The sequence below is a fragment of the Streptomyces sp. TRD_SC_5 genome (assembly GCF_056836825.1).
On record NZ_JBWZZS010000002.1, the window covers coordinates 289,824 to 312,392 of the forward strand.

24 protein-coding genes and 2 pseudogenes are annotated in these 22,569 nt (G+C 67.0%); 14 read left to right on the forward strand and 12 right to left on the reverse strand.

What is annotated here, in order from left to right; translation table 11 throughout:
• Positions 1-115: 115 nt before the first annotated feature.
• Both AC1P0E_RS33490 and AC1P0E_RS33495 read right to left on the reverse strand, forming a co-directional pair.
• Complete coding sequence (locus tag AC1P0E_RS33490) at positions 116-427, reverse strand: DUF6247 family protein (protein ID WP_482746235.1); 312 nt, start codon at positions 425-427, stop codon at positions 116-118.
• Positions 428-613: 186 nt separating this feature from the next.
• Positions 614-1,786 carry a hypothetical protein gene (locus AC1P0E_RS33495; protein ID WP_482746236.1) on the reverse strand — a complete coding sequence of 391 codons (1,173 nt, stop codon included), beginning with the start codon at positions 1,784-1,786 and terminating at the stop codon, positions 614-616.
• A 275-nt stretch (positions 1,787-2,061) separates the two neighbouring features.
• Here AC1P0E_RS33495 and AC1P0E_RS33500 point away from each other — a divergent pair, with 275 nt between their 5' ends.
• From AC1P0E_RS33500 to AC1P0E_RS33510, 3 genes and pseudogenes are all read left to right on the forward strand, one after another.
• A complete protein-coding gene (locus AC1P0E_RS33500) occupies positions 2,062-2,217 on the forward strand; it encodes a hypothetical protein (protein WP_482746237.1) in 156 nt (51 codons plus the stop codon).
• 293 nt (positions 2,218-2,510) lie between these two features.
• A pseudogene (locus AC1P0E_RS33505) lies at positions 2,511-2,938 on the forward strand (endonuclease/exonuclease/phosphatase family protein); the annotation flags it as partial.
• 126 nt (positions 2,939-3,064) lie between these two features.
• Complete coding sequence (locus AC1P0E_RS33510; RefSeq protein WP_482746238.1) at positions 3,065-3,868, forward strand: hypothetical protein; 804 nt, start codon at positions 3,065-3,067, stop codon at positions 3,866-3,868.
• 253 nt (positions 3,869-4,121) lie between these two features.
• Here AC1P0E_RS33510 and AC1P0E_RS33515 read toward each other — a convergent pair whose 3' ends face one another.
• Both AC1P0E_RS33515 and AC1P0E_RS33520 read right to left on the reverse strand, forming a co-directional pair.
• The gene (locus AC1P0E_RS33515; RefSeq protein WP_482746239.1) at positions 4,122-4,769 is read right to left on the reverse strand and encodes a hypothetical protein; all 648 of its coding nucleotides are present in this window, start codon (positions 4,767-4,769) and stop codon (positions 4,122-4,124) included.
• A 5-nt stretch (positions 4,770-4,774) separates the two neighbouring features.
• Complete coding sequence (locus AC1P0E_RS33520) at positions 4,775-5,224, reverse strand: hypothetical protein (RefSeq protein ID WP_482746240.1); 450 nt, start codon at positions 5,222-5,224, stop codon at positions 4,775-4,777.
• A gap of 224 nt (positions 5,225-5,448) precedes the next feature.
• Between AC1P0E_RS33520 and AC1P0E_RS33525 the strand changes: the two genes are divergently transcribed.
• The 3 genes from AC1P0E_RS33525 to AC1P0E_RS33535 all read left to right on the forward strand — a co-directional run bounded on the left by AC1P0E_RS33525 (position 5,449) and on the right by AC1P0E_RS33535 (position 7,325).
• Complete coding sequence (locus tag AC1P0E_RS33525) at positions 5,449-5,631, forward strand: hypothetical protein (protein ID WP_482746241.1); 183 nt, start codon at positions 5,449-5,451, stop codon at positions 5,629-5,631.
• A gap of 359 nt (positions 5,632-5,990) precedes the next feature.
• Positions 5,991-7,040, forward strand: coding sequence for a hypothetical protein (locus AC1P0E_RS33530; protein WP_482746242.1), 1,050 nt, complete (start codon positions 5,991-5,993; stop codon positions 7,038-7,040).
• 72 nt (positions 7,041-7,112) lie between these two features.
• Positions 7,113-7,325, forward strand: coding sequence for a hypothetical protein (locus AC1P0E_RS33535; protein WP_482746243.1), 213 nt, complete (start codon positions 7,113-7,115; stop codon positions 7,323-7,325).
• A 318-nt stretch (positions 7,326-7,643) separates the two neighbouring features.
• On the opposite strand, the pseudogene AC1P0E_RS33540 reads toward AC1P0E_RS33535, so the two are convergent.
• The 8 genes and pseudogenes from AC1P0E_RS33540 to AC1P0E_RS33575 form a co-directional block, all read right to left on the reverse strand.
• Positions 7,644-8,923 (reverse strand): annotated as a pseudogene (locus AC1P0E_RS33540) (IS701 family transposase).
• Positions 8,924-9,175: 252 nt separating this feature from the next.
• Positions 9,176-10,582, reverse strand: coding sequence for a replicative DNA helicase (gene dnaB, locus AC1P0E_RS33545; RefSeq protein WP_482746244.1), 1,407 nt, complete (start codon positions 10,580-10,582; stop codon positions 9,176-9,178).
• 87 nt (positions 10,583-10,669) lie between these two features.
• The gene (locus AC1P0E_RS33550; protein WP_482746245.1) at positions 10,670-11,902 is read right to left on the reverse strand and encodes a hypothetical protein; all 1,233 of its coding nucleotides are present in this window, start codon (positions 11,900-11,902) and stop codon (positions 10,670-10,672) included.
• The gene (locus tag AC1P0E_RS33555; RefSeq protein ID WP_482746246.1) at positions 11,902-12,282 is read right to left on the reverse strand and encodes a hypothetical protein; all 381 of its coding nucleotides are present in this window, start codon (positions 12,280-12,282) and stop codon (positions 11,902-11,904) included. The genes AC1P0E_RS33550 and AC1P0E_RS33555 overlap by 1 nt, the downstream gene beginning before the upstream one ends.
• Positions 12,283-12,973: 691 nt before the next feature.
• Complete coding sequence (locus AC1P0E_RS33560) at positions 12,974-13,258, reverse strand: helix-turn-helix domain-containing protein (RefSeq protein ID WP_482746247.1); 285 nt, start codon at positions 13,256-13,258, stop codon at positions 12,974-12,976.
• A 92-nt stretch (positions 13,259-13,350) separates the two neighbouring features.
• On the reverse strand, positions 13,351-13,899 hold the full coding sequence (locus AC1P0E_RS33565; protein WP_482746248.1) for a GNAT family N-acetyltransferase: 549 nt from the start codon (positions 13,897-13,899) through the stop codon (positions 13,351-13,353).
• Positions 13,900-13,909: 10 nt separating this feature from the next.
• Positions 13,910-15,223 (reverse strand): NsdA family TPR-like regulatory protein, encoded by a 1,314-nt coding sequence (locus tag AC1P0E_RS33570; RefSeq protein ID WP_482746249.1) that lies wholly within the window; start codon positions 15,221-15,223, stop codon positions 13,910-13,912.
• Between the two features lie 264 nt (positions 15,224-15,487).
• On the reverse strand, positions 15,488-16,237 hold the full coding sequence (locus AC1P0E_RS33575) for a GntR family transcriptional regulator (protein ID WP_482746250.1): 750 nt from the start codon (positions 16,235-16,237) through the stop codon (positions 15,488-15,490).
• Between the two features lie 433 nt (positions 16,238-16,670).
• On the opposite strand from AC1P0E_RS33575, the gene AC1P0E_RS33580 reads away from it, so the two are divergent.
• The 8 genes from AC1P0E_RS33580 to AC1P0E_RS33615 all read left to right on the forward strand — a co-directional run bounded on the left by AC1P0E_RS33580 (position 16,671) and on the right by AC1P0E_RS33615 (position 22,509).
• Positions 16,671-17,222 carry a hypothetical protein gene (locus AC1P0E_RS33580; protein ID WP_482746251.1) on the forward strand — a complete coding sequence of 184 codons (552 nt, stop codon included), beginning with the start codon at positions 16,671-16,673 and terminating at the stop codon, positions 17,220-17,222.
• Between the two features lie 176 nt (positions 17,223-17,398).
• The gene (locus tag AC1P0E_RS33585) at positions 17,399-17,944 is read left to right on the forward strand and encodes a WhiB family transcriptional regulator (protein ID WP_482746252.1); all 546 of its coding nucleotides are present in this window, start codon (positions 17,399-17,401) and stop codon (positions 17,942-17,944) included.
• Positions 17,941-18,240, forward strand: a complete 300-nt coding sequence (locus tag AC1P0E_RS33590; RefSeq protein WP_482746253.1) for a hypothetical protein — start codon at positions 17,941-17,943, stop codon at positions 18,238-18,240. The genes AC1P0E_RS33585 and AC1P0E_RS33590 overlap by 4 nt, the downstream gene beginning before the upstream one ends.
• 115 nt (positions 18,241-18,355) lie before the next feature.
• Positions 18,356-18,544: a hypothetical protein gene (locus AC1P0E_RS33595; protein ID WP_482746254.1), complete on the forward strand. Its 189-nt coding sequence runs from the start codon at positions 18,356-18,358 to the stop codon at positions 18,542-18,544.
• Positions 18,537-18,710, forward strand: coding sequence for a hypothetical protein (locus AC1P0E_RS33600; protein WP_482746255.1), 174 nt, complete (start codon positions 18,537-18,539; stop codon positions 18,708-18,710). Before AC1P0E_RS33595 ends, AC1P0E_RS33600 begins: the two co-directional genes overlap by 8 nt.
• A gap of 29 nt (positions 18,711-18,739) precedes the next feature.
• The gene (locus AC1P0E_RS33605) at positions 18,740-19,492 is read left to right on the forward strand and encodes a hypothetical protein (RefSeq protein ID WP_482746256.1); all 753 of its coding nucleotides are present in this window, start codon (positions 18,740-18,742) and stop codon (positions 19,490-19,492) included.
• 36 nt (positions 19,493-19,528) lie between these two features.
• Entirely contained in the window at positions 19,529-20,641 is a 1,113-nt protein-coding gene (locus AC1P0E_RS33610) for a hypothetical protein (protein ID WP_482746257.1), read from the forward strand.
• A 236-nt stretch (positions 20,642-20,877) separates the two neighbouring features.
• Positions 20,878-22,509, forward strand: coding sequence for an FtsK/SpoIIIE domain-containing protein (locus tag AC1P0E_RS33615; protein ID WP_482746258.1), 1,632 nt, complete (start codon positions 20,878-20,880; stop codon positions 22,507-22,509).
• Positions 22,510-22,569 lie beyond the last annotated feature (60 nt).

Here is a 22,569-nt window from a genome sequence, read left to right on the forward strand (position 1 = left end):
AGCCAGAACCACTACTGCTCGATAAAGCCACACACGGTGTCCGCGACGTGCTCGGGCAGGGTGTCGAGGACCTTCGCGGCCGGTGCGGAGAAGCGGACCGCGTACGGCTGTCCGCTCACCGGCGCCTTCGCCTTCCCCGCAGCTCCGCCATGTCGATGGCTTCGCTGTCGTCGTAGCCGGAGGCGACGAACGCGTCGATGGCCGGGGCGTGGGCGAGTCGGCCCTGCCAGTCCTGGACGACCTCGTACAGCCCGCCGAGGGAGAACGTCCGGCGGGAATCCTCCAGGGCGGCCGCCCACTCCCGCTCGAAGGCCGGCACCCACTGCGCGGCGCGCCGGTCGGCGCGCAGCTGGTGGAGCAGTTCGGCCGGAGCTCCCGGCGCGGGCGCGTACGGCGTGACGGGTGCGTGGTCGGGCTGCGCGCTCATCGGCTGGTCCTCCCGGTGACGGGTCGTACCGTCACGGTACGCGCGCCTCACCCGCTTTGGAGACGGACTCCGTGCGTCTGGCAGCTGCTGGAGGTTGGCTGGCCCGGCACGAGTCGCCAGCGATGAGATACACCGCAGAGCCACCTTTTGTCGGCTGAGCTAGAAATAGGTGCTCAGCCACTGATGCTAGATGCTAAGGGCGTCCTGCCACCACTGAAAAGACTCAGTTAATCTGCTCACGAGAATGAGACAGAAACCCACGATAAAGCTTATAGCTGAGAGCGCACTTGAGATACCGAGCAAGAATTCACCTAGTTCCTCGATCTCCTCCTTTGCTGTGAGCCAGACCGGAAAGTAGGCGATGGCGCTCAGAATGCACCAACCCACAATTGTAAAGAGGAGGTGGCCCACTAGCACCAGAGGCCGCTTCCATAACGGTAGCCCTTCTGGGGAGGATGCTGCGAAGGCCGCACCGCTTAAGTAGACAAAGATGGGAGGGCAAAGAGATAGAAGGCCGCAGAAACCTAATGCAATCTTCGAGGACGTTGAGTATTTACTGGAGCTAGGGGATGGGCTCGAGGTAGGCATAGGTGCGTGCGGCTGCCGTGCCTGCTCCGTCCAATCACGGACCACCGGTTGTTTCTGAGCAGGGTGTGAAGCCGCCCGCACCGCATCTGACCCGGCGTGGCGGGTGCTGGTCTGGATGGCGGAGCGTACGACGCTGGCCTGCGTTGACAGCCCGGGAACAGTCTTCTCTTCGGTGAGTCGACTGACCTGCCGGCGCAAGACTTCGATCTCTTTGCGTAGTAGTCGTATCTCTTCCTGCTGGCGTTCCACATCAGCGTTCATCTCGCGCGCGAGATCACTGGCGCTGTTCAGGCGCCGCTTTTGATCTCGTATCGTCGCACGCAGATTTTCGGCTGCTTCCGCGCGCCGCCGTTCCCGAGCAAGCTCCTCGCTAATGTCCTGCAGATTCTGCTCCAGGGCGGCCAACTGCCGGGCGGTGTCCTGGCGCACTTCTTTGATGGCTTCCTGTACGGCGACCTCTCGCCTGCGCTGCGCGGTCTTCTCTGCTTCTACAAGCTTGGACTTCAGCCGCGTCATCTCCTCTTGCGCCTGTCGGAGCTTGGCCGTGGTGGAGCCTTCTTTCTCAGCGCATTCACGCAGCTTCCGCAACTCTTCAAAGTCAGTTGACAGGTGAACGCTCTCGCGGGCAGCGAAGTCCACAAGCCCTTCGATGAACGCCTTGGGGGCAACTCGCTCTCCGCTGAGGAACCGGGACACAGCAGCGGCAGAGAAGCCGGCCTCGGCGCCCAGCCGCCGCTGCGTGAAACCTGCTTGGAGAAGAGGCTGCACCATAGCTTTGAGGGCCGTCGCATACCGGAGAACTGTGTCTCTACCAGGATTTACGCTCATGCGTCCTCCTCGACCCGAGTCTGCATGATGCCGCGTTCCGGCTCCCGTGACACGTGGTCAGGCCAAATCCATGGCGTCGGCTCTTCAGCGTCGTGCTACCGAGCAGTGCGTTGCCAGTTGCCCGGGAACACGGTGTTCCCACTTCCGCAACGGCTGAATCTGCCGAAGCTCGAGGTCAGGCCCCAAACATTCCGGGGTGAGACGAACGGAGAGCAGCCATGCCGACGAAGCACCGCCCGACCCGACAGCAGCCCATCCTCGACCTGCGGGTCGGCGGGCTCCGCCTGACAGTCCAGCGCATCCCATACCCACTCCTCGCCTTCGCGACCGGCATCGCCGGCTCCGTAGGGGGCGCGGTATGGCTGGGACGCTGATGTGCCAAAGCGCGGTAGTTGTCACCAGGTCGGCACGCTGTCACTAGCAGATCCGGCCTACCAGCTCCGACACCGCGAGCTACCGCCATGGCTGCCCCCCAGTCCCGATCGTCTGACCTCACCGGCAGCCAACGCCGGTCACGTTCAGCCCGCTCCCGCGGCACCCGGCGCGCAGTTCCCGCCGGTCTGAGTGCCACTCATCGGTCCGGCCCTCGCCGGGACGACATCTTTATCGGCCAGCCCCGTGGTTCGACGCTCACCCCGCCAAGAGCCGCGCTCAAGCAGACGGACAGGACGTCAAACCGCAGGGGATCGCTGGGTCCTGGAGTCGCGGGCTGCGTGGCGTGGTGCACACGCCGCGTGGCGAGATCGCGGCGTGTCGCGCACCTGCCCTCGGTCCGTGTCCGGGCGAGCGGCCTCGCATCCTCCCGGCGCGACGAGAGCGCCGGCCTGCTGGGCAAGGCCGTCGCGGCTGAGAAGGTGAGAACAGTGATCCTGCTGGGCGACCTCATTGGCACGGTCGATGACCGCGGGCTGGCCCCGCTGACCTCACGGATGAACGTGGCGAAGCGGGGCTTCGCCTTCAGCTGCCCCGCTGCCTTCCCGCTGGCCCGGATCGACCAGGTCATGGCCCGCTCTGCAACCGTCGGCCGCATCCGCACCTTGCCCGCCACCGGGCAGCGACCATCTGCCGGTCGCCGGCAAGATCACACTGCACTGAGGGAATGGTCCCGGTGACAACAATCTCAGCGCCCTGGCGCGCCGGCAACGCGAACACCGCAGGCGCACCGTCACCCGGCTCACCACCGTCATCGACTCCGACCTGCTGCCTACCGAGCTGCACGAGATGGCCCTCTACTACCGGGCCAAGGCATTGCGCGACATCGGCCACAGCAGCACGGAATCCCGCCGCGGCTACCAGCAGGTCGCCGACGGCGGCGGCCGCCTGGCCCCAGCCGCCCGGCGCGGACTGGCCCAAGCCGCACGCCTCGCCGGGGACTTCCCCACCACGTACGCCGCCGCGCAAACTCTCGGCTGGGAAGGGCGTCACCAGCGAGTCCTGGGCGACGTGTGGTGGGTGCAGGGAGAGCCGGCCCGCGCGACCGCCGCCTACCTGGCCGGGCGCCTCGAAGCCGAACAGCACGCAAAGTCCGGCGAGGCCGCCCATAACCAGGCCCTGCGCGCCCTCGCCGTCGCCTTCCTCGACCCCCACCAGGCCGACGACGAAATCGACCTGGCCGACCAGCTCCTCGCGCACCTCGACCTGCGTGCGTCCACGATCAATGCGGCCATCGCCGCTCTCATTCGCGACGCCGGCAGCCCCGGGCTCGAAGACCGTGTGCGCGCCCTGCGCACCGAGCTTGACGTCGCGGGCCTCACCTCCACGACACCCACCCTCGAGTTGGCCCTCGCCTTCCACCAGGCCGTCTTGGACGACCATGACGCGCTGGCCGCCACAATTTCGCGCCTGCGGGAACAGACCCGGGGCGAGGACTTCGCGTACTACGTCGACATCGCGGCCTTCATGGCCGATCTTCCGCTGCCCGCCGGGCATACGGCGCCGCAATGGCTGGACGGCGAACAGGCCACCCGCGTGCGGTGGCGCGAGCTCGTCACCGCCCGGCGCACCTTTCTGCGCACCAGGCGGTAGACGGAACACAGACGAGTGGAGGCCGCCCAGCAGGTGCCGGGCGGCCTTCGTTGATGTCAACGCCCTCATCGCCCGGCCCCCTGGTCAATCGGCCAAGTAGCCGGGGTTGCAGACCGGCAACAGTCAGTGATGCTCGCGCCCTCGCATAGGCCGCTGGGATGGAACCAGGGTGGCGAAGGCGTTGGGCACCGATGCCTGTCAGCGGCAAAGACCCGACGGAGGTGATGCCCGCCGGCGATCTTTTCAGCGTCGGTCACCAGTCAGTCAGGTCGACCACGTTGGAGCAGTGAGGGTCATCGCCGGTCTCCGTCATCCGCTGCTTTTCGTTGATCAAGTTCGGCAAGGCGGCGAGCAGGGCGGTGAGGGCGCCGGACGGCCGCACGTCCACGGCGGTCACGCCAGGGAGGTCTTCGGCGTCGAGGTAGAGGCGGAGCCGGTCCTCATCCAGGAAGAGGAACCCTTGCAGGCGCGGGTCCGGCTCCTCTTCCGTGTAGGGAATGGCGAGGGTGCGCAGGATGATCAGGGCGTTGTCGTCCGCGGCCGGAGCGGGCACGGGTACGGTCGCGGGGTGCACGTGGACGAGGGTCATGCCCATCACGGTGCTGATGCTGTCACTGGGGTAGACGCGCGTGCCGCTGTGCAGAGCGCGGAGGATGCCGGCGATGTCATCCCCCGTGAGCAGCTCGCCCTCCACGCGGAGAGGAATCTCGTAGGCAGTCAACTGCTTCGGTGTGTGAGCGGCTTTGCTGCCGGTCACAACGCGAATGGCTTCGGCAGGCGGCGGTACCGGGAGAATGCCCCGGACGTACTGAGTGCCGACGAGCGGCGAGCTGACGTGGTGGAGCAGCAGGCGGGTGATGCCCGCCTGCTGCTCCGCGATCTCTTCGTACTCTTCATGCATGGAAGTCACTGATTGACCCAGTTGGGGCACTTGTTGCGAGGCACGTTCGCACAATAGGCGGTAATGACGCCGATCTTCTTGCCGCGACCCGCGTCGTACCGCCCGTCGGCCGTCTTGCGCGCGTACTGAGCGATGACGACAATTTTGACCTGCCGACTGCCGTTGATGGCGTAACCCCAGTACTCCAGACGTGCACCCCTTACGACATCCGGCCTGCCGTTGATGGGACCGTTGACCACTCGACACTTCTTGATGTTGTGCTTTCCCGAGAAGTGGTTCCAGCCGAGTTCGTGGTTGCCGACGCGCGTGGGTATGTCCCGGCCCTGCCAGTCCTCCTGCTTACACTTCTCGGCCTTGTTCCAGTAAGGCACGGCGGCGTGTGCGGAAGCAGCGGGGCCGATGAGGATGGAAGCTATCCCGAGGCTCGCTGCGGCCAGCGATGCGATCTTCTTCATGACCTGACCCTGACACACCCCATGACTGCATGTCATATGAGTTTCACGCCAAGTGAGGGATCCTCGCCAACATAGCGCCACCCCGCCGTGCAAGGTCGGCCGCTGTCATCGAGGCCGGCCAACGTGCGCACACCCAGCTGCGGGTACGCCTGCGCAGCCGGCTGTCCGACGCGCTCACCGGCACCGACCTGCTGCCCGTGTGGTTCACCACGGCACTCGGGCCCATGGCTCCCCCACGCCGCGCGGAGGAATGGCTGGAGACCGCCCTGGATGTCCTGGCCTACCGGGTGACCTACCAGGTCACCGATCCCGTCCTCGCGCTCGGCAGCGCACCCGACGCAAGCCAAGCCCCTCGCCGAGCCGCACGGTTCAACGAGCGGAAACGAAACCTGCGGGACTGGGGATAGCCGCACGTTCCCTTGGCCCGCCCATCGGTGAACGCCGGGTCGGGCCGAGTTCGCGGCCCCGGTCGTCGGCCGGCCGCGGCCCGGCCGCGCGGCGGCTGGTGGTGAGCAGCACCTGGCCGACGCGGACGCCATCTGGGTGAACCCGTCACGATGTCGTCCGCCCTGCGCCGCGGTTCTGCCGCATCATGAGCGGGCATGGCCCGAGGCGGGCCACGTTCCGACCGCCGCCCGATCCGGCGTACCGGAACGCAAGGAGCGTGGCATTGCACCGGCCTGCACCACCGAGATCAGGAACAGCAGCTCGTCAGTGTTCATTGGCGTGCCAGGATCGGGCCACGGCACGTCGGGAAGGCACTGCCGTGAGCCGCACCGCTTCGTCCCGCAAACTCCGCTACTGGGCTGAGTGCACCGGGCAATCTCGCCGCGTCGGCCTTCGCACCAGCCACCCAGCCCCCTCGGCCGCACCGGCGCAGGCGCTGCTCGAAGGCCGCCTCCTGGAGCAACTGGGCACGGCTCCGGATCTGTGCGCGCATCCGTTCGGCATCGCCTCAGTGACCACCACCGGTACGTCCCTCACCCTGCACCTCGATCCCTCCCTCGGTCAGGAGCGGTACTCCTTTCCCGAGCACTGTCTGAGTCGGCTGCTGCCCGCGGCTCCCGCCCCCGGCAGCAGCGACGATCTGCCCGGGATCCCCGGCCTTCGGGTGAGCGGCATCGAGGCCCGCGGCTGGCAACTGCGGCTGCACATGCTGGACAGCCTCAGGCAAGCAGCGGGTCTCGTGCTCGCCCTGCCCAGTGGGCTGACGGAGCGCTGGGAGGAAGTCGAGCGCCGGCACCGGCACTGGTGCGAAGGCAACGGCCTGCGACCGCTCTGGACGGCCCCGAGTCTCGATCCCGTCGAATCCGCCTACCTCGACGCCTGTCCCAGTCTCGAACGCTCCCGAGCCAGGCGGGCCTCGGTGGGAAGCGCCCTGCTGCGGCGCATCGCTCTCTTCCACACCGTCACCGCCTTCTACCGCGTTCAGTGCTGGGACGACGGCGACACCTGGAAAATCGACGCCCGCACCGCCAACCCCCGGGCCGTCTGGCACGACCAGCTCCTGCAGCGGCTATGCCACCCCGAATGGGGCCTCCCGGTGAACCTGTCGCACCGGTTTTGCCACTGCGCCGAACCGGACACCCCCTACCAGTGGAACCACACCTGCTCCTTCTACTTCGACGGCCACATCACCGGCAGGGACGACCCTCTCTACCTGCGCGTCCACGCCAGCCCCGAAGGACGCGACTACGACCGGCAGATCAAGACGCTCCGCCAGGCCGGAGCACCAGAAGCCTGGATGCCCCGGGCCTTTCCCCAGCAAGCAGTCCAGCACCACGACCAGCAGTATCGAGCGGAACAACTGCGGTAGCCGCACGTTCACTGACCGACCGAGGGAAGACCGCGCATGCCTGGACCGGACCTACCGCCACCAGCAGCCCCCATGACCACGGAAGCGTTGCTCTCCCGGTGGCCCACCAGCGCGCAGAAAGTTGAGCTCCTCCACGGCGTGCTCGTCTTCGTCGGCGACTTCGACGAGCGTGACCTGGAAACAGCGAGGCGCACCTACCCGGGCCGCCGACCGGTGCTGAACGCCGACGGCGGCCTGGAAGTGCATCCGGCAGGAGCGGGTGATCCCACGCCCCTGCTCGCGTGAACGACGCGAGCATCGACCAGCAGTTCCTGATGGCCCTGGTGGCTGGCCAAGACGCCATTGGTGCCCAGACGCTCCGGTCCCGCCGCAGGCCACGGGATCACCCAGCTCCCCGCGCCCCGATCTCGACTGTGCCGTTTCCATTGGAAACGGCACACGGTTGATCTGCTCGAACCCGTCCGGTGAGGCTTGAGACAGAGGTGTAGGATCTCGCGGCTCGTGCCCTAGTAGGACTCCGTTAGGTTTTTCTCGATCTTGATGCCGTCTGTGGCTTTCTGGGCAGGGGCTGTTGGCAGGTGCTGCAGATGCCGGTCCAGCACCTCAAGGTGTCCTGGAGAGCATCGAGGATCTGGTAGAGAGTGAGTCCGGCTCGGGCGCTTTTGGGGCCAGACGCTGCTCGGTGAGGAACGCGTGGGCGGCGGTCACGAGGGTGACGTGGTGGTGCCAGCCGGGCCAGGAACGGCCTTGGAAGTGGTCCAGGCCCAGGCCGTGCTTGAGTTCGCGATAGTCGTGCTCGATGCGCCAGCGGACCTTGGCCAGCCGGACCAGATCGGCGATCGGGGTGTCAGCCGGCAGGCTGGACAGCCAGTAATCGGTGGGGACCGCGGCCTCTTCTGGCCACTCGACCAACAGCCAGCAGTCGGGCAGGACCCTGTCCCACCAGCCCTGCTCGGCCGAAGCAGCGGCCCTGATCGGACGCTCGACGGCTTTGCCCGCAGGACGGACACGCACGGCGGCGAAGCGGGACCGTAACTTCCCTCGCGAGCCGTGCCGCCAGGCAACGGCGGTGAAAGCCTGTGGCTCAAGACCGGCGGCCAGGGCCGCCACCGACAATGCGGGCTGTCGATAACGAGGCTGGGGCCAGCAGCCGACCGGCCCGTTGCGGTCCGGCGCCTCGGGCTCCGCGTCGAACCGGTGGGCAGTCACGTCCGCGCGGACGGCCAGCACGTAGTTGATGCCGCGGTCCGCCAGAGCGGTCCGCAGGTGGGCGTTGGTGCCGTAAGCGGCGTCGGCCACGACGACCGGCGGCCTCATATTCCAGTCGGCCAGCGTGTCGAGCATGTCCAACGCCAGCCGCCACTTCTCGCGACGCGTGACCTCGGGCGGGACACGAGTGGCGGCCCTGCGGTCGCTGTCCGCTTCCCACTCCCGTGGCAGGAACAGCCTCCACTGCAGCGGGCAGGAAGCGGTGTCGGTGGCAGCGTGGACGCTTACCGCGACCTGGCAATTGGCGCGTTTACCCAAGGCCCCGCAGTACTGCGGGGCCACGGCGACCGACATTCTTCCGTCCTTGGGTACCGACACGTCGTCGATCACCCAGGCCGTCGGGCGATGAGCGGCAGCATCCTTTCGCAGATCCGACGCTGCACCGGCACCGGATCCCAGGTGGACTGGTTCACGAACTGCTGAAGGTTCTGCTCGTTGCCGTCCCGCAGCCGAGCAGCCATGGCCTGGATCGACTTGCGGCGACCGTCCAGCATCAGTCCCCGCAGGTAGCAGTCGCCCTTGGCCCGCTGATCCTTACGCGGCACCGAGGCGAACACATCTGCCACGTAGAACGCCAACTGGGCCCGTACACGGTTCACTTCATGTGCATCCACACACCCAACATGCCCAGGAACAGGTCGGACCGGAAGACCTAACGGAGTCCTACTAGGCCGAGGCCGTGACCTGCGGCTTCTCGTGAAGTCTCACGCCCTGTCCAGCCGTTCAGTCTCACGACCGTATCCAAATCCTCGGCATGGTCGCCGGGCGCGAGCCGCTGACCTGCGGAGTCTCACGAGCGGACGCCGATAGGACATCGGCCGTGAGATTAGGACACGGTTCGTGAGACCCCACAGCAGGCAGGTCGGCTACGCGGCCATGTCGACGAAGCGGCTGTAGTGGCCTTGGAAGGCGACAGTGATCGTTGCTGTCGGCCCGTTGCGGTGCTTGGCCACGATCAGGTCCGCCTCGCCGGCGCGGGCCGATTCCTTGTCGTATGCGTCCTCGCGGTGCAGCAGGATGACGATGTCGGCGTCCTGTTCGATCGATCCGGACTCGCGCAGGTCGGAAATCATGGGCTTCTTCTCCGTGCGCTGCTCGGGGCCGCGGTTGAGCTGGGAGAGCGCTACGACCGGAACCTCAAGCTCTTTGGCAAGCATTTTCAGTCCGCGTGAGATCTGCGAGACCTCGACCTGGCGGTTCTCCGCTCGCTTGCCGGACTCCATGAGCTGGAGGTAGTCCACGATCACCAGGCTCAGCCCGTGGCGCTGCTGGAGTCGGCGGCACTTGGAGCGGATTTGCAGCATGGTCAGGTCCGCTGAGTCGTCGAGGAACAGTGGAGCGGCGGCGATTTCCGGCTGCTTGCGCTTGAGGGCTTCCCAGTCGGCCTCGGTGAGGGTGCCGCTGCGCATTTTGTGCAGTCCGACGCGGGCCTGGGCGGAGAGCATCCGCATGTTGATTTCGCCGATGCCCATCTCGAGTGAGAAGAACACGCTGGGCAGGCCGTCGCGGATGGAGCAGGCCCGGGCGAAGTCGAGCGCGAGGGTTGACTTGCCCATGGCGGGGCGGGCGGCGATGACGCAGACCTGGCGGGGCTGAAGGCCCTGGGTGAGTGAGTCCAGATCGGAGAAGCCGGTGCTGACGCCGGTGATCTGACCGTTGCGCTTCTCGATGTGCTCGAGTGTGTCGAAGGTGTTGCCCAGGCTGCCGTCGCCGGGGCGCTGTGGGTCCTGTGCGGTGGATACCTCGGTGGCGGCGTAGATCTCAGCCTGTGCGGCGTCGGAGATCTCCGCGACCTCGCCCTCCTGTGCGTATGCCATCGCCTGGACCTTGCCGCCCGCCGCGGCAAGCCGTCGCAGCACGGCCTTCTCGTGGACGATCTCGCCGTAGTACTCGGCGTTCGCCGCGGTCGGCGCGGCCTGCACCAGCGTGTGCAGGTACGAGATCCCACCAACCTTGGCGATGTTGCCGGTCTTGGTGAGTTCGGCCGCGACCGTGATGGGGTCGGCCGGCTCACCGTCGACGTAGAGCTTCAGGATCACCTGGTGGATCGTCTCGTGCGCGGGACGGTAGTGGTCATGTGGCTTCATAGGCCCGGCGACGACGTCGCTGATCGCGTCCTTCGACAGGAGCATCCCGCCCAGCACTGACTGCTCGGCATCCAGGTCCTGCGGGGGCACCCGCTCGAAGTGACGCTGCTGTGGAACTTTGCCGCGGTGGAGTTCGGAGGCTGCGCCCTCGTGGTCGTCGGGGAAGTCGTTGCGTACCGTGGTCATTCCGGTCTCCAATTCCGTCAGCGCGGATGTGGTTGATCGCGCGGGCCGCCCCGGGCATGGGGCGGCCCGCACTTGTGTGCGGGGACGTCAGGGGGCCGCGACAGCGACAGCGGGGTTGCAGGCAGTGCAGCGCTTCGCGGGCCCGTCCTCTGGAGCGATCCAGCGGTAGTCCGGGGACTCGCACTCGGTGCACCAGGGCAGGGAGGCACCCCGGGACGCAGCCTTCGGTGCTGGCGGGGGATTGTGCCCGGCGTGTTTGGCGAGGCTGGAGTACCCCAAGCCGGGCAGCTGGCTGGCGAGCTTGGCGACGTGTTCGACCGGCCAACTCAGTTTCAGCAGCTCCAAGGCGTCCTGACGCAGCTGCTCAGCCATGCCCTGTGTCGGGTACACGCCCAAGGCCGTGATGTACGCCTGCATGACCGGTTGAAGGTCAAGCGGCAGCTGAGGCTGATGAGACGACTTTGCCTCGGGTCGCGGATGCGGCACCGACGCATCCGCAGGTGCAGGTGTCGTGTCGCGCGAAGCGTTGATCTCTCTCGTCTTCCGGCCTTCAGCTGTCTCAGCCTGTGCGGCTGTGACAGCCGGGACCAGAGAGAGATTGGTCTTGTTCTTCTTGGTCTTTTTCAACCCCCTGGCGCGGGGGTACGGGACCCCCTGGCGCGGGGGTACGGAACGACCTGCGGTTTTGCGCGTCGTCGCAGGTCGACCCGTACCCCCGGAAGCGGGGGTACGGAAATCATTGAGGACGGGGGCGCGGAACAGTTCGACCCGCGGCATCGCGGCCTTCGCCTTCTTCGCCGCCGCGCGCTCCTTGGAGACCTTGTCGCAGTGCGCCTTCAGGCCGTCCCGCACCGCCGCCAGCCATGCGTCGAATTGCGCCTCGCGTGCCTTGCGCGCCTCGGGTGCCTCGTCCTTCGGGCCGCGGTTCAACGCGTACCACTCGGCGGTCGACTGCGGGCCCGTGTGGGAGGCCGGCGGCGTCTGATGGATGACGTACCGGTTGCGCCGCACCAGCCCGATCGCCGTGCGAATCACCTCGATAGCGCCGATAACCTCCAGCTGAAGCATGTACTTCGACACGTTCTCCGGCTTCTTCAGCCCGAGAATCCGCGCCAGCGACAGCAGACCCGGCCAGACCTCATCATCGTCCCGGACGACGTTGAGGTGGGCTGACAGGCCCCAGTACAAGGTCCGGGCATCGGAGTCTGAGCCCGACAGCAGCACCCAGTCGCCGAGCTGCGTGAACGGCGCGCGTCGACCGAGGGAAAGCTCAAGGGCCTCATCCAGGTCTGCCGGGTCGTCCAGTTGTTGCGTCTTCATCACCGGGCCACCTCCGGCCCCTGGGCGCTGCCCGGCACGATGTATGCCGTGGATGCAGGGACGAGCAGGCCAGCGCTTTCTAGCTCGCTAAAGACGCTCTGTAGTTCCTCGGCAGTGATCGGGGCCCCGTCGGTGCCGGGGATTGTCTCGCGCAGCCGTGCCATCGGGAGTGCCTGCGGCGCGGTCGACCTCTTCGTGTCACTCACCACGGCGCGCAGCACGCAGTGCACACGGAAGCTGAGCGCGCTGATCTGCGCGTTCACCATCACCGCATCAGAGATTGAGGTCTGAGGACCGCCGTAAGGGCCGGGGACGCCGTCCCCGGGCCAGTACTGGTGGTTCTCATCCTCGTACGGGTCGTAGGAGTCGTAGTTGCTCATCGGGTCACCCCTCAGAGCGCACGGACGGACTCCGGACGAAGAGGTGGGGGAAGCGGACGGCGTGTGATCAATACGGGGTGTCATGCCCATAGAGGTGTCGGCGGCGGCATCCGTGTGACATGCCAAGACCCGGAAATGTGAGCGCATCTGCCGACCCTGCAGCAGACGGCATGGGGGCAGGGCCGATGTGGGCTGAGGAAGGGCCGTTCCTCCCGTGGGGCGGGCAGGAACCTTGATGTGCATCCCGTCAGGCGGGACAGGCCCGGCGGGGGCGGCCGGGGCGGCGGTAGCAAAAGAGGGCTTCACACCTGCTACAGGTGCGGATCCGGCAACCGGTGTGACACTCCGGCCGGAAAAAGTTGCCGCGGTCGCGACCGGAGGCCGGCGACGGGGGTGGAGCTGGCAGTACATGTGGTGGGTCTCCCCTGGTCGGGGAGCCGCGAGCAGCGGATGTGACCAGACAATCAGGGATAAAAAGCCCCCTGTGCTGGCTATCTTGACGGCGATCCCTATCCTTGGGGTAGGTGATCACGCGAACCCTCACAGGTTCACGGGCATCACCCGGCAGACGAGGTCACCTCGCTGCTCACGACTCGGGTTCCTGGAAGTCCTTCGAGTCGATTGCTAGAAAGCGGTCCCCGTTGTCAGAGGCGGGGGCCGCTTCGCATTTCGCGAGATGCAGAGCGGTCGACTAAGACACGTCCGCTCCTTCCGCAGGCTGGTTCCCGGCGGCTGCGGGATGCCTGGCTGCAAGGCCTTGGAGTAGCAGGGCGTAGTCCTGTCGGTGTGGCGGGCGCGGTTCGGCCTTGCCGCTCTCCCAGCGAGCAACTTGGACCCTGTGGACCCCGATCGCTGACGCCACCTCGGACTGAGTAAGGCCGCCAGCTCGGCGCAGACGCCCCCATGCCTCCTGGGCGGGCAGACTGGCGGCGCGACTCAGCAACGACTGAACAGCTTCAGAAACAACTTGCGGCATATGAACCTCCCCTGACTACTCGAACGCTACACAGACACTACCGGATCATGTCCTCCTGTACCGGCATTTTCGGCTTGTCACTTGACTGCGTGTCACTGGATGCGCCACTCGTGCGCGAGGACTGAGTACAGCACGCTGTCGCGCCACGTTCCGTTGGTGAACACGTGATCGCGCAGGACACCTTCTTTGGCAAAACCGAGCTTCTCCACCATGGCGATCGAGGCTGTGTTCTCCGGCCCGATCGCTGCACTGACCCGGTGTAGCCCCAGCTCCTGGAAGGCGTACGTGGTGAGTGTCCGGGCCGCGTCGGTGGCGTAACCGCGGCCCCATTCTCCTGCTGCGGTGGCGTAGCCCAGCTTGCCGGCCTTGACGCCGGCGAAACCGATTCGTACGAAGCCGACGACCCGGTCCTCGCTCTCGTGGGGCGTCACCGCTAGGTAGAACTCGGTTCGCGGATTCTGCTGAGCGCGCTCGATAGTCCCCTTGATCATTGCGGTGGCCTCGTCTTGACTGCGGCTATCGAACGACAGCCACCGAGTGACTCGGTCGTCGCCGATGATTCCGAGTACGTCATCTACGTCGGCCGGGGTGAACTCGCGCAGCACGACCTTGTCGCCGACGATTCGGATGGGGTACGGCACCGGAGAACTCCTAGCGGGGCAGGGACTTGAGCGGCGTGCGGGTGAAGATTTCGATCTGCTCCTGTAGATCGGCACCAGCCTCTGCCAGCGGCGAGTTGCGTAGAGCGGTGTGCACGCGTTGTGCGGCGTGGACGATGCCGTTGATCCGCTGCTCGGGAGCGAGCGCGAGAACTGGTGCGACTGACTCAGCGGCGCCCTCGAGCTCGCCCGCTTGAATACGTGCGATGGCCAAGGCGCTGCGGGAGCCGGCCTGGTCGCCGAACGCCCACTCGGGAGACGAGCTGTCCTCGTACGCGTCAACGGCCCGGGTTGCGTAGTCGCCCGCAGCCGCAGCCTGCGACGGGAGCCACGACAAAGCCTCGGCTGCGTAGTAGATCTGGCGGGTCTGCCCGAAGGTACAGAGGCCGCCTAGTTCATCGACTTCGTCATCCTGCACTGTGTCCCAGGCGTTCTCGGCTCGCTCGATTGCGGCCCGCGCCTCGTTCGCGTTGCCGAGTGCCGCCCATGCGCGGGCCTCGTTCATCGGCAGCCACACGCTGGATGTGTTGTTCGTAGAGAATGCCGCGCCGGACTGGGCGTAGCGGACGGACTCCCGTGTCCGGCCGGCCCAGTACGAGACCAGGGACTGAATCCCGCGGATCCACGCGCGCAGTCCGTTGTGATCCGCGTTGTCGGCGCAGACGAACGCCGTCCGGGCCTGGGTAAGGGCGGCGTGCGGGTCCGCCAAGTCGTGCGACGCCTTCGCGAGCAGTCCTCCCGTGACTCCGGCAAGGAAGCTGAGCTGCCTCGCTTGGTTCGGCCGGCGTTGCTGCTCCAGCAGCGTGAACACCGTGTCTTGAGTAGTGATGAGGTCCGGGAGCAGCTCGGAGAGCGGCCGTTGCGGGTAGTCCGTTGCCAGTCGCTGGACATCTGCGTGCACCTGCTCCATCACGTCGGAGGTCAGGTCTGTCTGCCCTGCCGCGAGGGCGAAACTTTTGGCCCTTCGTGCTGCCATCTGGATCAGCTCCTTGTCCGCAGTGGGCTGTCCAGTCGCAAGGATCAGCCCGGTAGGTCCGTCCACCGCTGGTGCGAGCCCGTCCCATGGGGCCAGGAGTTCGCTCAGCGGCTTACCGAACATCGATTGCAGAACACGGCGCATGACCGGGGTGGTGTTGGTCCGCTCGCCGCTGGCCAGCCGCCGCAGGTGCCGAGTGCTGAGTGTGACGTCCTCGTTCAGCTGTTCAGCGATACGCCCGAAGTCACGGACGATCTCCTCAAGCGTGCGGTCCTGCTGGTGTAGCAGGAACTCCAGCATGGTGCGCGGATCTTCCTGGCGGCTGGCCACCGATCCTCCCCGAGTCACGAATTCGTGCTCTGCGTGCCTCAGTTTCACGCTGCGGCAGCGCCAAAGCAGCAGGGCATTTGCTCTGGTCCTACAGCGGTCCGCTTCATGTCCGGGAGCGGTCCGCTACAGGACCTCGTGCGGTCATGCTCGCTCATCGGACGGTTGTGATCAGCAAGTTTTCAGAAGCCGACCGACTTGGAAGCCGAGACCGATGCTTGGAGAACTGTTCAGTGCGATCGCCGTGGGGGAGTGCCGCAGTGTCCGTTACTGCAAGGGGAGGTCGTCATATGTGAGTTGGACCCGGTCAGCCGGCGCAGTGGAGCGAAGCACTTCGAGCACTCGGCCGTCGGCGGCCTTGGTAAGCCGCTGGACAGCTACAACAGGGACCTTGCCACTGATCTTGAGCTGGGTGGCCTCGCTGGGGGTCGGCATGCGCGAGTTCACTTGTTCGCTCGCCGTCTTCGGAACATGTCCAGCGGAAGCCAGTGCGGCGAACACACCACCGACGACTTTCCCTTCGCCGGAGATGCCGGCCTCGTCGGCCAGGTCGGAGGGGTACCAGACGTCCTGGACCTGGACCACGTCATCGGAGCCGATCATGGCGTACCTGCGGCGGTGGACCAGCTCGGAGTTGACAGGTACGGCCAGTAGGCCGGCGATGTCCTCGGGGCCTTCGCCCCTCGCCACGTGTACGACCTTCATCTGCCCAACAAGCCCCTGCTCAGCGCAGGCTGTCTCCCAAGGTCCCTTAGTGCCTCCAGAGCTCAGCACTCGGGAGTATCGGCTCAACCGGATGCGGACCTGCGTACGGTTGCGCACGATCGTTCCACCCTTCCCCATCGTGACCACCAGACCTTCGTCGGCAAGCACACCGATGGCGTCCCGCACGGTCTGGCGCGAAAGTCCGTACTCGTCGATCAGATCGACGATCCGCGGCAGGGTCTGCCCCGAAGCGAACTCCCCATCGTTGATCCGCTGCCGTAGCTCCTCAGCTAGCTCTCGGTATCCGCGCACGTCAACCTCCCTTCAGCGAAACGACATCGGATAAAGGCTATCTCCTATTGACAAACTTTGGGGCTAGCCCCATCCTAAATAAGGGCTAGCCCTTACGTAGGGTAGCTGCCTACATCCCTCAACTTCATAAGTCTGGCTGTCCGTGCTTACACGCCGGCCGGGGTGACAAGCACGACGCGGTCCCCCGGAGCCACAGCCAGTTGCGCCACCCGCAGCCGTTGCGCTGCCCGCCGGTCAGGGCCTCGCCGTTCACGACGAGGGCCTGACCGAAGGAGAACGCAACAGCAAGGGAGAGATGATGCGTCACAACGGACGTGCCCCCATCAAAGTCGGCACGATGCGCCCCGAGCACCTCGGCCTCCGCGACGGTGAGCCACGCATGGCAGTCTGCCCCGACTGCCATACCTGGCATCGCCTTAAGAGGTCGATGATCATGCCGCACCGCGACGGCGTCGCTATCCCGGCCGACGGGCCCCGCCGTTACCGCGACGACCCCAATACCACCCCGAAGCCGTCGACCGGCCGCCGTTGCCCCGGCAGCGCGCAGCGCATCGACATCGACATCACCCTCGAACAGTGGGGCGAGAAGCTGCTCGCCGCTGAGACCACGGCCGCCAGCCGCCGCACCACCCGCCCGACCCGCAAGCCCCGCCCGCAGACGGCACCCGCCGCCAGCCAGATGCCCGCCCTCACCCGGTCGCCGCGCGAGCAGTTGACCGAGCACCTCGCGGACGACTGTGCCCGCTGCCGCCGCTTCGGCTCCAGCCGCTGCGTGGTCGTCATCGAACTGCGTCAGCTGATCCGCCGTACCGTCCAGATCGCCGTCGCCCCGGCCGCGCCGATCTACGGGCAACTGCGCACTGCCCTCCGGGAGCACCGCGCCTCTTGCACCCCGTGCAAGAGCGGCACTCCCTGCGACGCCGGCCGCCAGCTCGCCGCCCGCATGACCGGCATCGCCCGCGAGCACCTGAGCCGCACCGCCTGAACCGATCCGTGAGACGAACGACCACGGCCGCGCCCACCGCTGGTGGGCGCGGCCGTGGCTGCTCGTACCGGCAGTCAGCCAGGGGCCAACAGGGGCCCCGAACGCGACGAACCCCCAAGGTGTAGGGCCCTGGGGGTTCGTCCATGCAGGTCGATCACTTGAAGGGATCCCGACCTATGCACAGGATGACATCCACCCAGGCCCGGCACACGCGCCGGGCTGCACTCCAGTCCGCCGTCGACACCAGTGCCGTCTGCGCCCAGCCCGGCTCTTTGGACCCGGGCGAGTGGTTCCGTGAGGACGGCGAGGGCATCGGCGTCTGGCGTACCCGCAGCCGCGAGCTGCTCCGCGTCTGCAAGGGCTGCCCGGTGCTGAACGCGTGCCGGGAGCTGGCGCTGCGCGACGGCGACGGCGATTCCACAAGCGACGAGTTGGTGCGCGGCGGTATGACCGGCCAGCAGCTGGCCACGAGCCGTAGTAAGCAGGCGGAGCGCCTGGCGGCCGCGGTCGCCGCAGACCGCGATCCCGAGTGGCGCCAGCTGGTGGACCTCACGGTGCAGCTGCGGCGCGAGGCCATCAAGAACCCGGACAAGGCCGGCGGCCAGCGCCGCCAGGCCGCGACACAGGCCGTGCAAAACCTGCGGGTCCGCGAACTTGCCTCGCAGGTCCAGTACATCCGTACCGCCCGCCGCACCCGTGCCGGCTGGGGTGAGGCGGCATGACCAGCGTCACCCTCACCCAGCGCCCCGCTGTCACCGGCAGCAGCGACGGCGTTGTCCGGCTTCACCGCCTGGTGCGTCACCTCGTTGCTGACGGCGACCGCCGCGCCGTCGGGCACCGCGCCCGCCGCACGCTCGAGGAGATGGCCCCCGGGTACACCCGGCCCCCGCTCCTGACCCTCGCTCAGCCGCTGAAGGCGAACGACGCGTGTCCCATCTGCGGCTTCTGGAGGTGCCGGTGCGGCGAGTTTGTCGCACCGGCCACCACCGGCGCGAGCGTAATGGCGGTGGCCCCGTGAGCTCCTGCGGGCACCCGCCGAAGTTAGTGACCGTCAACCAGGTCGGCGCGGACGGCAAGGTCTACCAGTCGGTGCGGCACGAGCCGTGCCAGTGCGGCGGCAAGCAATAGCCGATATGCACCCGCCGATACGGATGGCCCGGGCCGCCCAGTACCTCGCGGCCCGGGCCATCGCCGTACGCGGCCTGGCCCACCCCATCACCCGCGCTCTGCTCGCGGTCGCCGCGACGGCGGCCGCCAGGGCGTGGGAGGCCGGCCACCGCGTCACCGACATCCACCCCGCCTCGAAAGACAACCGTGGCTGACGACTTGTACGACCGCTACATGACGGCCCACCGCACCTGGGCCGCTCACCGCGCCGACTGCACCGCCTGCGACACCGGCCGCTCCTGCCCGACAGGGACGCCGCTGCTTGAGCGGTTCACCCGGCTCCAGGACGCCTACCTCCAGCGCCTCCACCAGCGGCGCTGACCGCCCGCCCTTCAACGAAGGAGACCACCATGCCGCTCGGTTACAGCTTCCAGATCACCCCGCAGGAGCTGGACGAAATCTTCGCCCGTCTCCAGCCGTACCTCCCGAAGTACCTGAAGAAGGTCGACCCCCAGCCCTACGGACTCCGCTTCGAGTTCGAGCCGTTCACGGGACGGGAGGAGGAGCCGTACAAGCCCGCCACCCACGACGACCCGAAGCTCAGCTACGTCAGGGAGTCGGAGAACGAGGCCGAACACCTGATCCGGCAGAAGGCAGGCGTCGTCCTGTCCAACCTGTACGAGACCGCCCGGGAGGAGTGGAAGGACGCCGCTTACGTCGCGGACCTGAAGGCCGTAGTCAAGGACGCGCCTGGCCGCTGGAAGACCTACCAGCACGAGATCAAGGCACTGGGCACGGCGTATGACTACCTCCGCACCCCCGATGCCGCCAAGGAGTGGCCGTCCGCGGTCTCCCGCCTGGTCGACGCCCAGGACCGCACCAAGGCCGCCGCCATCGCCTTCGACAAGCGGGCGGAAGAGATCGCCCAGGTCCACCACAAGCACCTCTACGCCGACCTGGGCCACGACGCCGCGCTGAAGGCCGCCGGATACCCGGAGGCCACGGACTGGCACATCACGGACGCCAACGACTACGGCAAGAGCTACTACAGCGACTGGGACACCAGCCCGCCGCTGAAGGAGCAGACCCGCCGCGTCATCGAGCAGCAGGACGCACACGTCGCGAAGGTGGGCCGCCTGTCCGGCACGGCCGCCATCGGCTGAAGACCGCCACACACCCGTACGGAGAACGGAGACAGCGTGGAGAAGAAGAAGAAGTGGCACGACGGGAAGCCCTCCCCGCGCGGGGTGGTGCTCAGCGTCCTGGGGGTGGTCACCCTGGGCGTGGCCATCCTGTCGGTGGCCGTCAGCTACCAGATCCTTGAACCGAAGTTCGGCGGGTGGGCCGTGCCGACCGTGGGCGCCCTGGACGCGCTGTGGGTTGTCTTCCAGGCGACGGAGATCCTGGCCGGCAACAACCTCAAGCGCACCCGGCGCGTCCAGTACGCGGGACTGGCCCTCACGGCCGTCAACGCGGCGATCCCCACGACCGACCTGATCCTGTCCCGGTCCGACGGATTCGACCTGGCCGTCGTCCTCACCCCGATCGCCATCATCGCGACCAAGCTCGCGTGGTGGATCGCCCTTCCGTCCCTGGGGCGGAAGGTGTCGGCCGGCACGCAACAGCGCATCGACGCCAAGCGACAGCAGGTGTCCGACCAGCTGGAGGAGATGGAGGCGGAGGCCGCGCACCGCGTCGAACTGCTGGAGCTGGCCACCGAGCTGGAGAAGCGGGTGGCCCAGGCGGAGACCGCCTACCGCAAGTCGGTACTGAAGACACAGCAGACCATGACCGAAAAGCTGCACGGGCAGGCTGAGGCCACCGCGCAGACGGTCACGGAAAAGGTTCTGCCAGCGTCCGTTGCGGAGATCCGCCTGCCGGAACTTGGCCAGTGGACGCCCACCGCCCCCGCCCTGTCCGGCACGGCGGACCGTGCCGGACAGGGCGCGATCGCCATCAGCCGTTCCACCACCGGCACGCAGGTCAACGCGGGTGCGCCGGGTAAGCCGTCACGCGAGGCGGCACAGACCGTCACGCTTCAGGAGATCGCGACCGTCACGGGCGTGCCGGTCCCGGTCCCCGGCGAGCCGCTGACCAACGCTCAGATGGCCGTCGTCCTGCGCCACCTGCGCTACTCCGAGGACCCGCCCCTGTCCTACCGGCAGGCCCGCGACAGCTTCCGCCGCGCCGGCTTCGTCGGCAGCGAGGAGCGAGTGCGCCAGGAGTGGAGCGCGCTCAGGGCGAACGAGGGGACCGGCGAGGGGGCCGGGGAGGACGCCGACGAGAGCGAGGAAGAGGACGCGGGCGCCTGAGCACACGTCCGGCACCACCAGTGAGGGCCAGCCCGCACCCCGCGGGCTGGCCCTTGCTGCGACTGCCGGAACCAGCAACACGCAGTCGACCGGCGCAGACCCGGTGAGTGACCCGGCGAGCGAACAACTGCGTTCGCAGAACCAGGGAGCAGACCCGGCGAGCACCACGGAAAACCACACGGAACCGAATGTGCGTTCGAGATATGCTCGCACGCTCAAGATCGAGAGGAGGGGGTGTGGGAAAGAAGAAACAGCAACAGCAGGCTGACGAGGACATGTACGGGCAGGCCGCGGGCGCCATCGGCGTCCTCGTCATCGCCTTCGGTGTTCTTGCCGCCATCAAAGACAAGCTCGGCTTGTCCTGGCCGGCCACCGTGCTGCTCACCGCCGGGGCGCTGGTCGCCCTCGGCTACGGAGCCTGGAAGCTCAAAACGGGCCTCAGTCGGCTCTGGATGCGCGAGCCGCAGCCCGCCACGGCCTTGAAGCAGGAGGCGCCCGGCCAAGTGGCAGACGGGACGGAGATGGCCGACCAGGACGTCCCCGTACATCCGAAACTGACATCCGCGCTGGTGAAGGCGGGAGCCATTGGCAAGGACGAAGTCATCCGGGCCGACGACGTCACCGTCACCCCGGTGAGGACCGGGGTGGGCTACGACTTCCTGGTGCCCGAGGGCCGGTCGTATGTGCATGTCGAGAGGCGGCTCGGAGAGGTCGCGGGCATGTTCGGCGTCAGTCGGCTGCACACCAAGCTCGAACGCAGCCGCCTCAACGAGCGCGGCGTGCGGCTGCTGGTACTCAACGAGCCGCCGTTCACCACCGCGTTCACCCCGCCCACCCGGCAGGAGATCGGCGCATTTAACGGGGTGCCGTTCGGGCATGACGTCGTCGGCGGGCTCGCGGGCGCGCCGACGTTCGACAAGGCGTCGCTGCTGGTTGCCGGAATGACCCAGATGGGAAAGACGACTCTGGTCAACGGGCTCATTACCTGCCTACTGATCGCATACGGCGAATTCGACCTGTATTTGCTCGACGGGAAATTCTGCGGGCTGACTAGGTTCGAAAAGATCGCCGTCCGATACGAGGCGTCCGACGATCCGGCCGTATACGAAGACATGGTCGACGAGCTCAACGGGCGCGCGGACAAGCGTTACGCAGAGATGCAGGACGCTGCCCGGAACAGGCGTCCGGCGCCGAAATTCAGGCCGGTCTTTTTCATCGTTGACGAAGCTGCTGACTTCTTCGCCGACGACGGATCGACCGCAGGGAAGGAACAGGCGCGCAGGATCGCGGAAAAGAGCCGCGCTCTGGTCGCGAAGTGCCTGGAGTCGGGGATTTCTACGGTGCTGATGACTCAGCGCCCGTCCCAGAACGCCATTCCGGTCATGGTCCGGGATCAGTTCCTGTACCGGCTGTGCCTGTACGTGGCATCCGAAGGCACTGCGAAGGTCGCTCTCGGTGACACGTACTTCGAGACGGTCGCTCCGATCAACCCGGCCCTCCTTGACTCGAACATCAAGGGTCAGGGAGTCCTGTTCGCGCACGGTGTTTCCACCCTCATCCGCGGCTTCGACTTCCCGGAGGAATTCATCTGGGAAGCAGTAGACGAGGTACAGGCCCGCCAGCAGCAGACGATCGAAGAGGCTCCGGTATCCCCGCTGAAACAGGCGGTCGACCTGATGCGAGAAAGCGGCGTGGAATTCCTGCCCACGTCGAAACTCGCCCCCGGCCTCGGGGTCACAGAAACCGCTCCGGTCATGCAGGGAAGGAAACTGGCCGCTCTGCTGCGCGCTCCGTCGGGCAAGGACGAAAAGGGTGTGCGGGGCTACCACCTCGCCGACCTCACCGCCGCCCTGATGTCCGGTTCGTGACCCGCCTGCATCTGCCGGACCATCTGCCAGGGATCTGCCGGGCATCCGCCAGCATCTGCC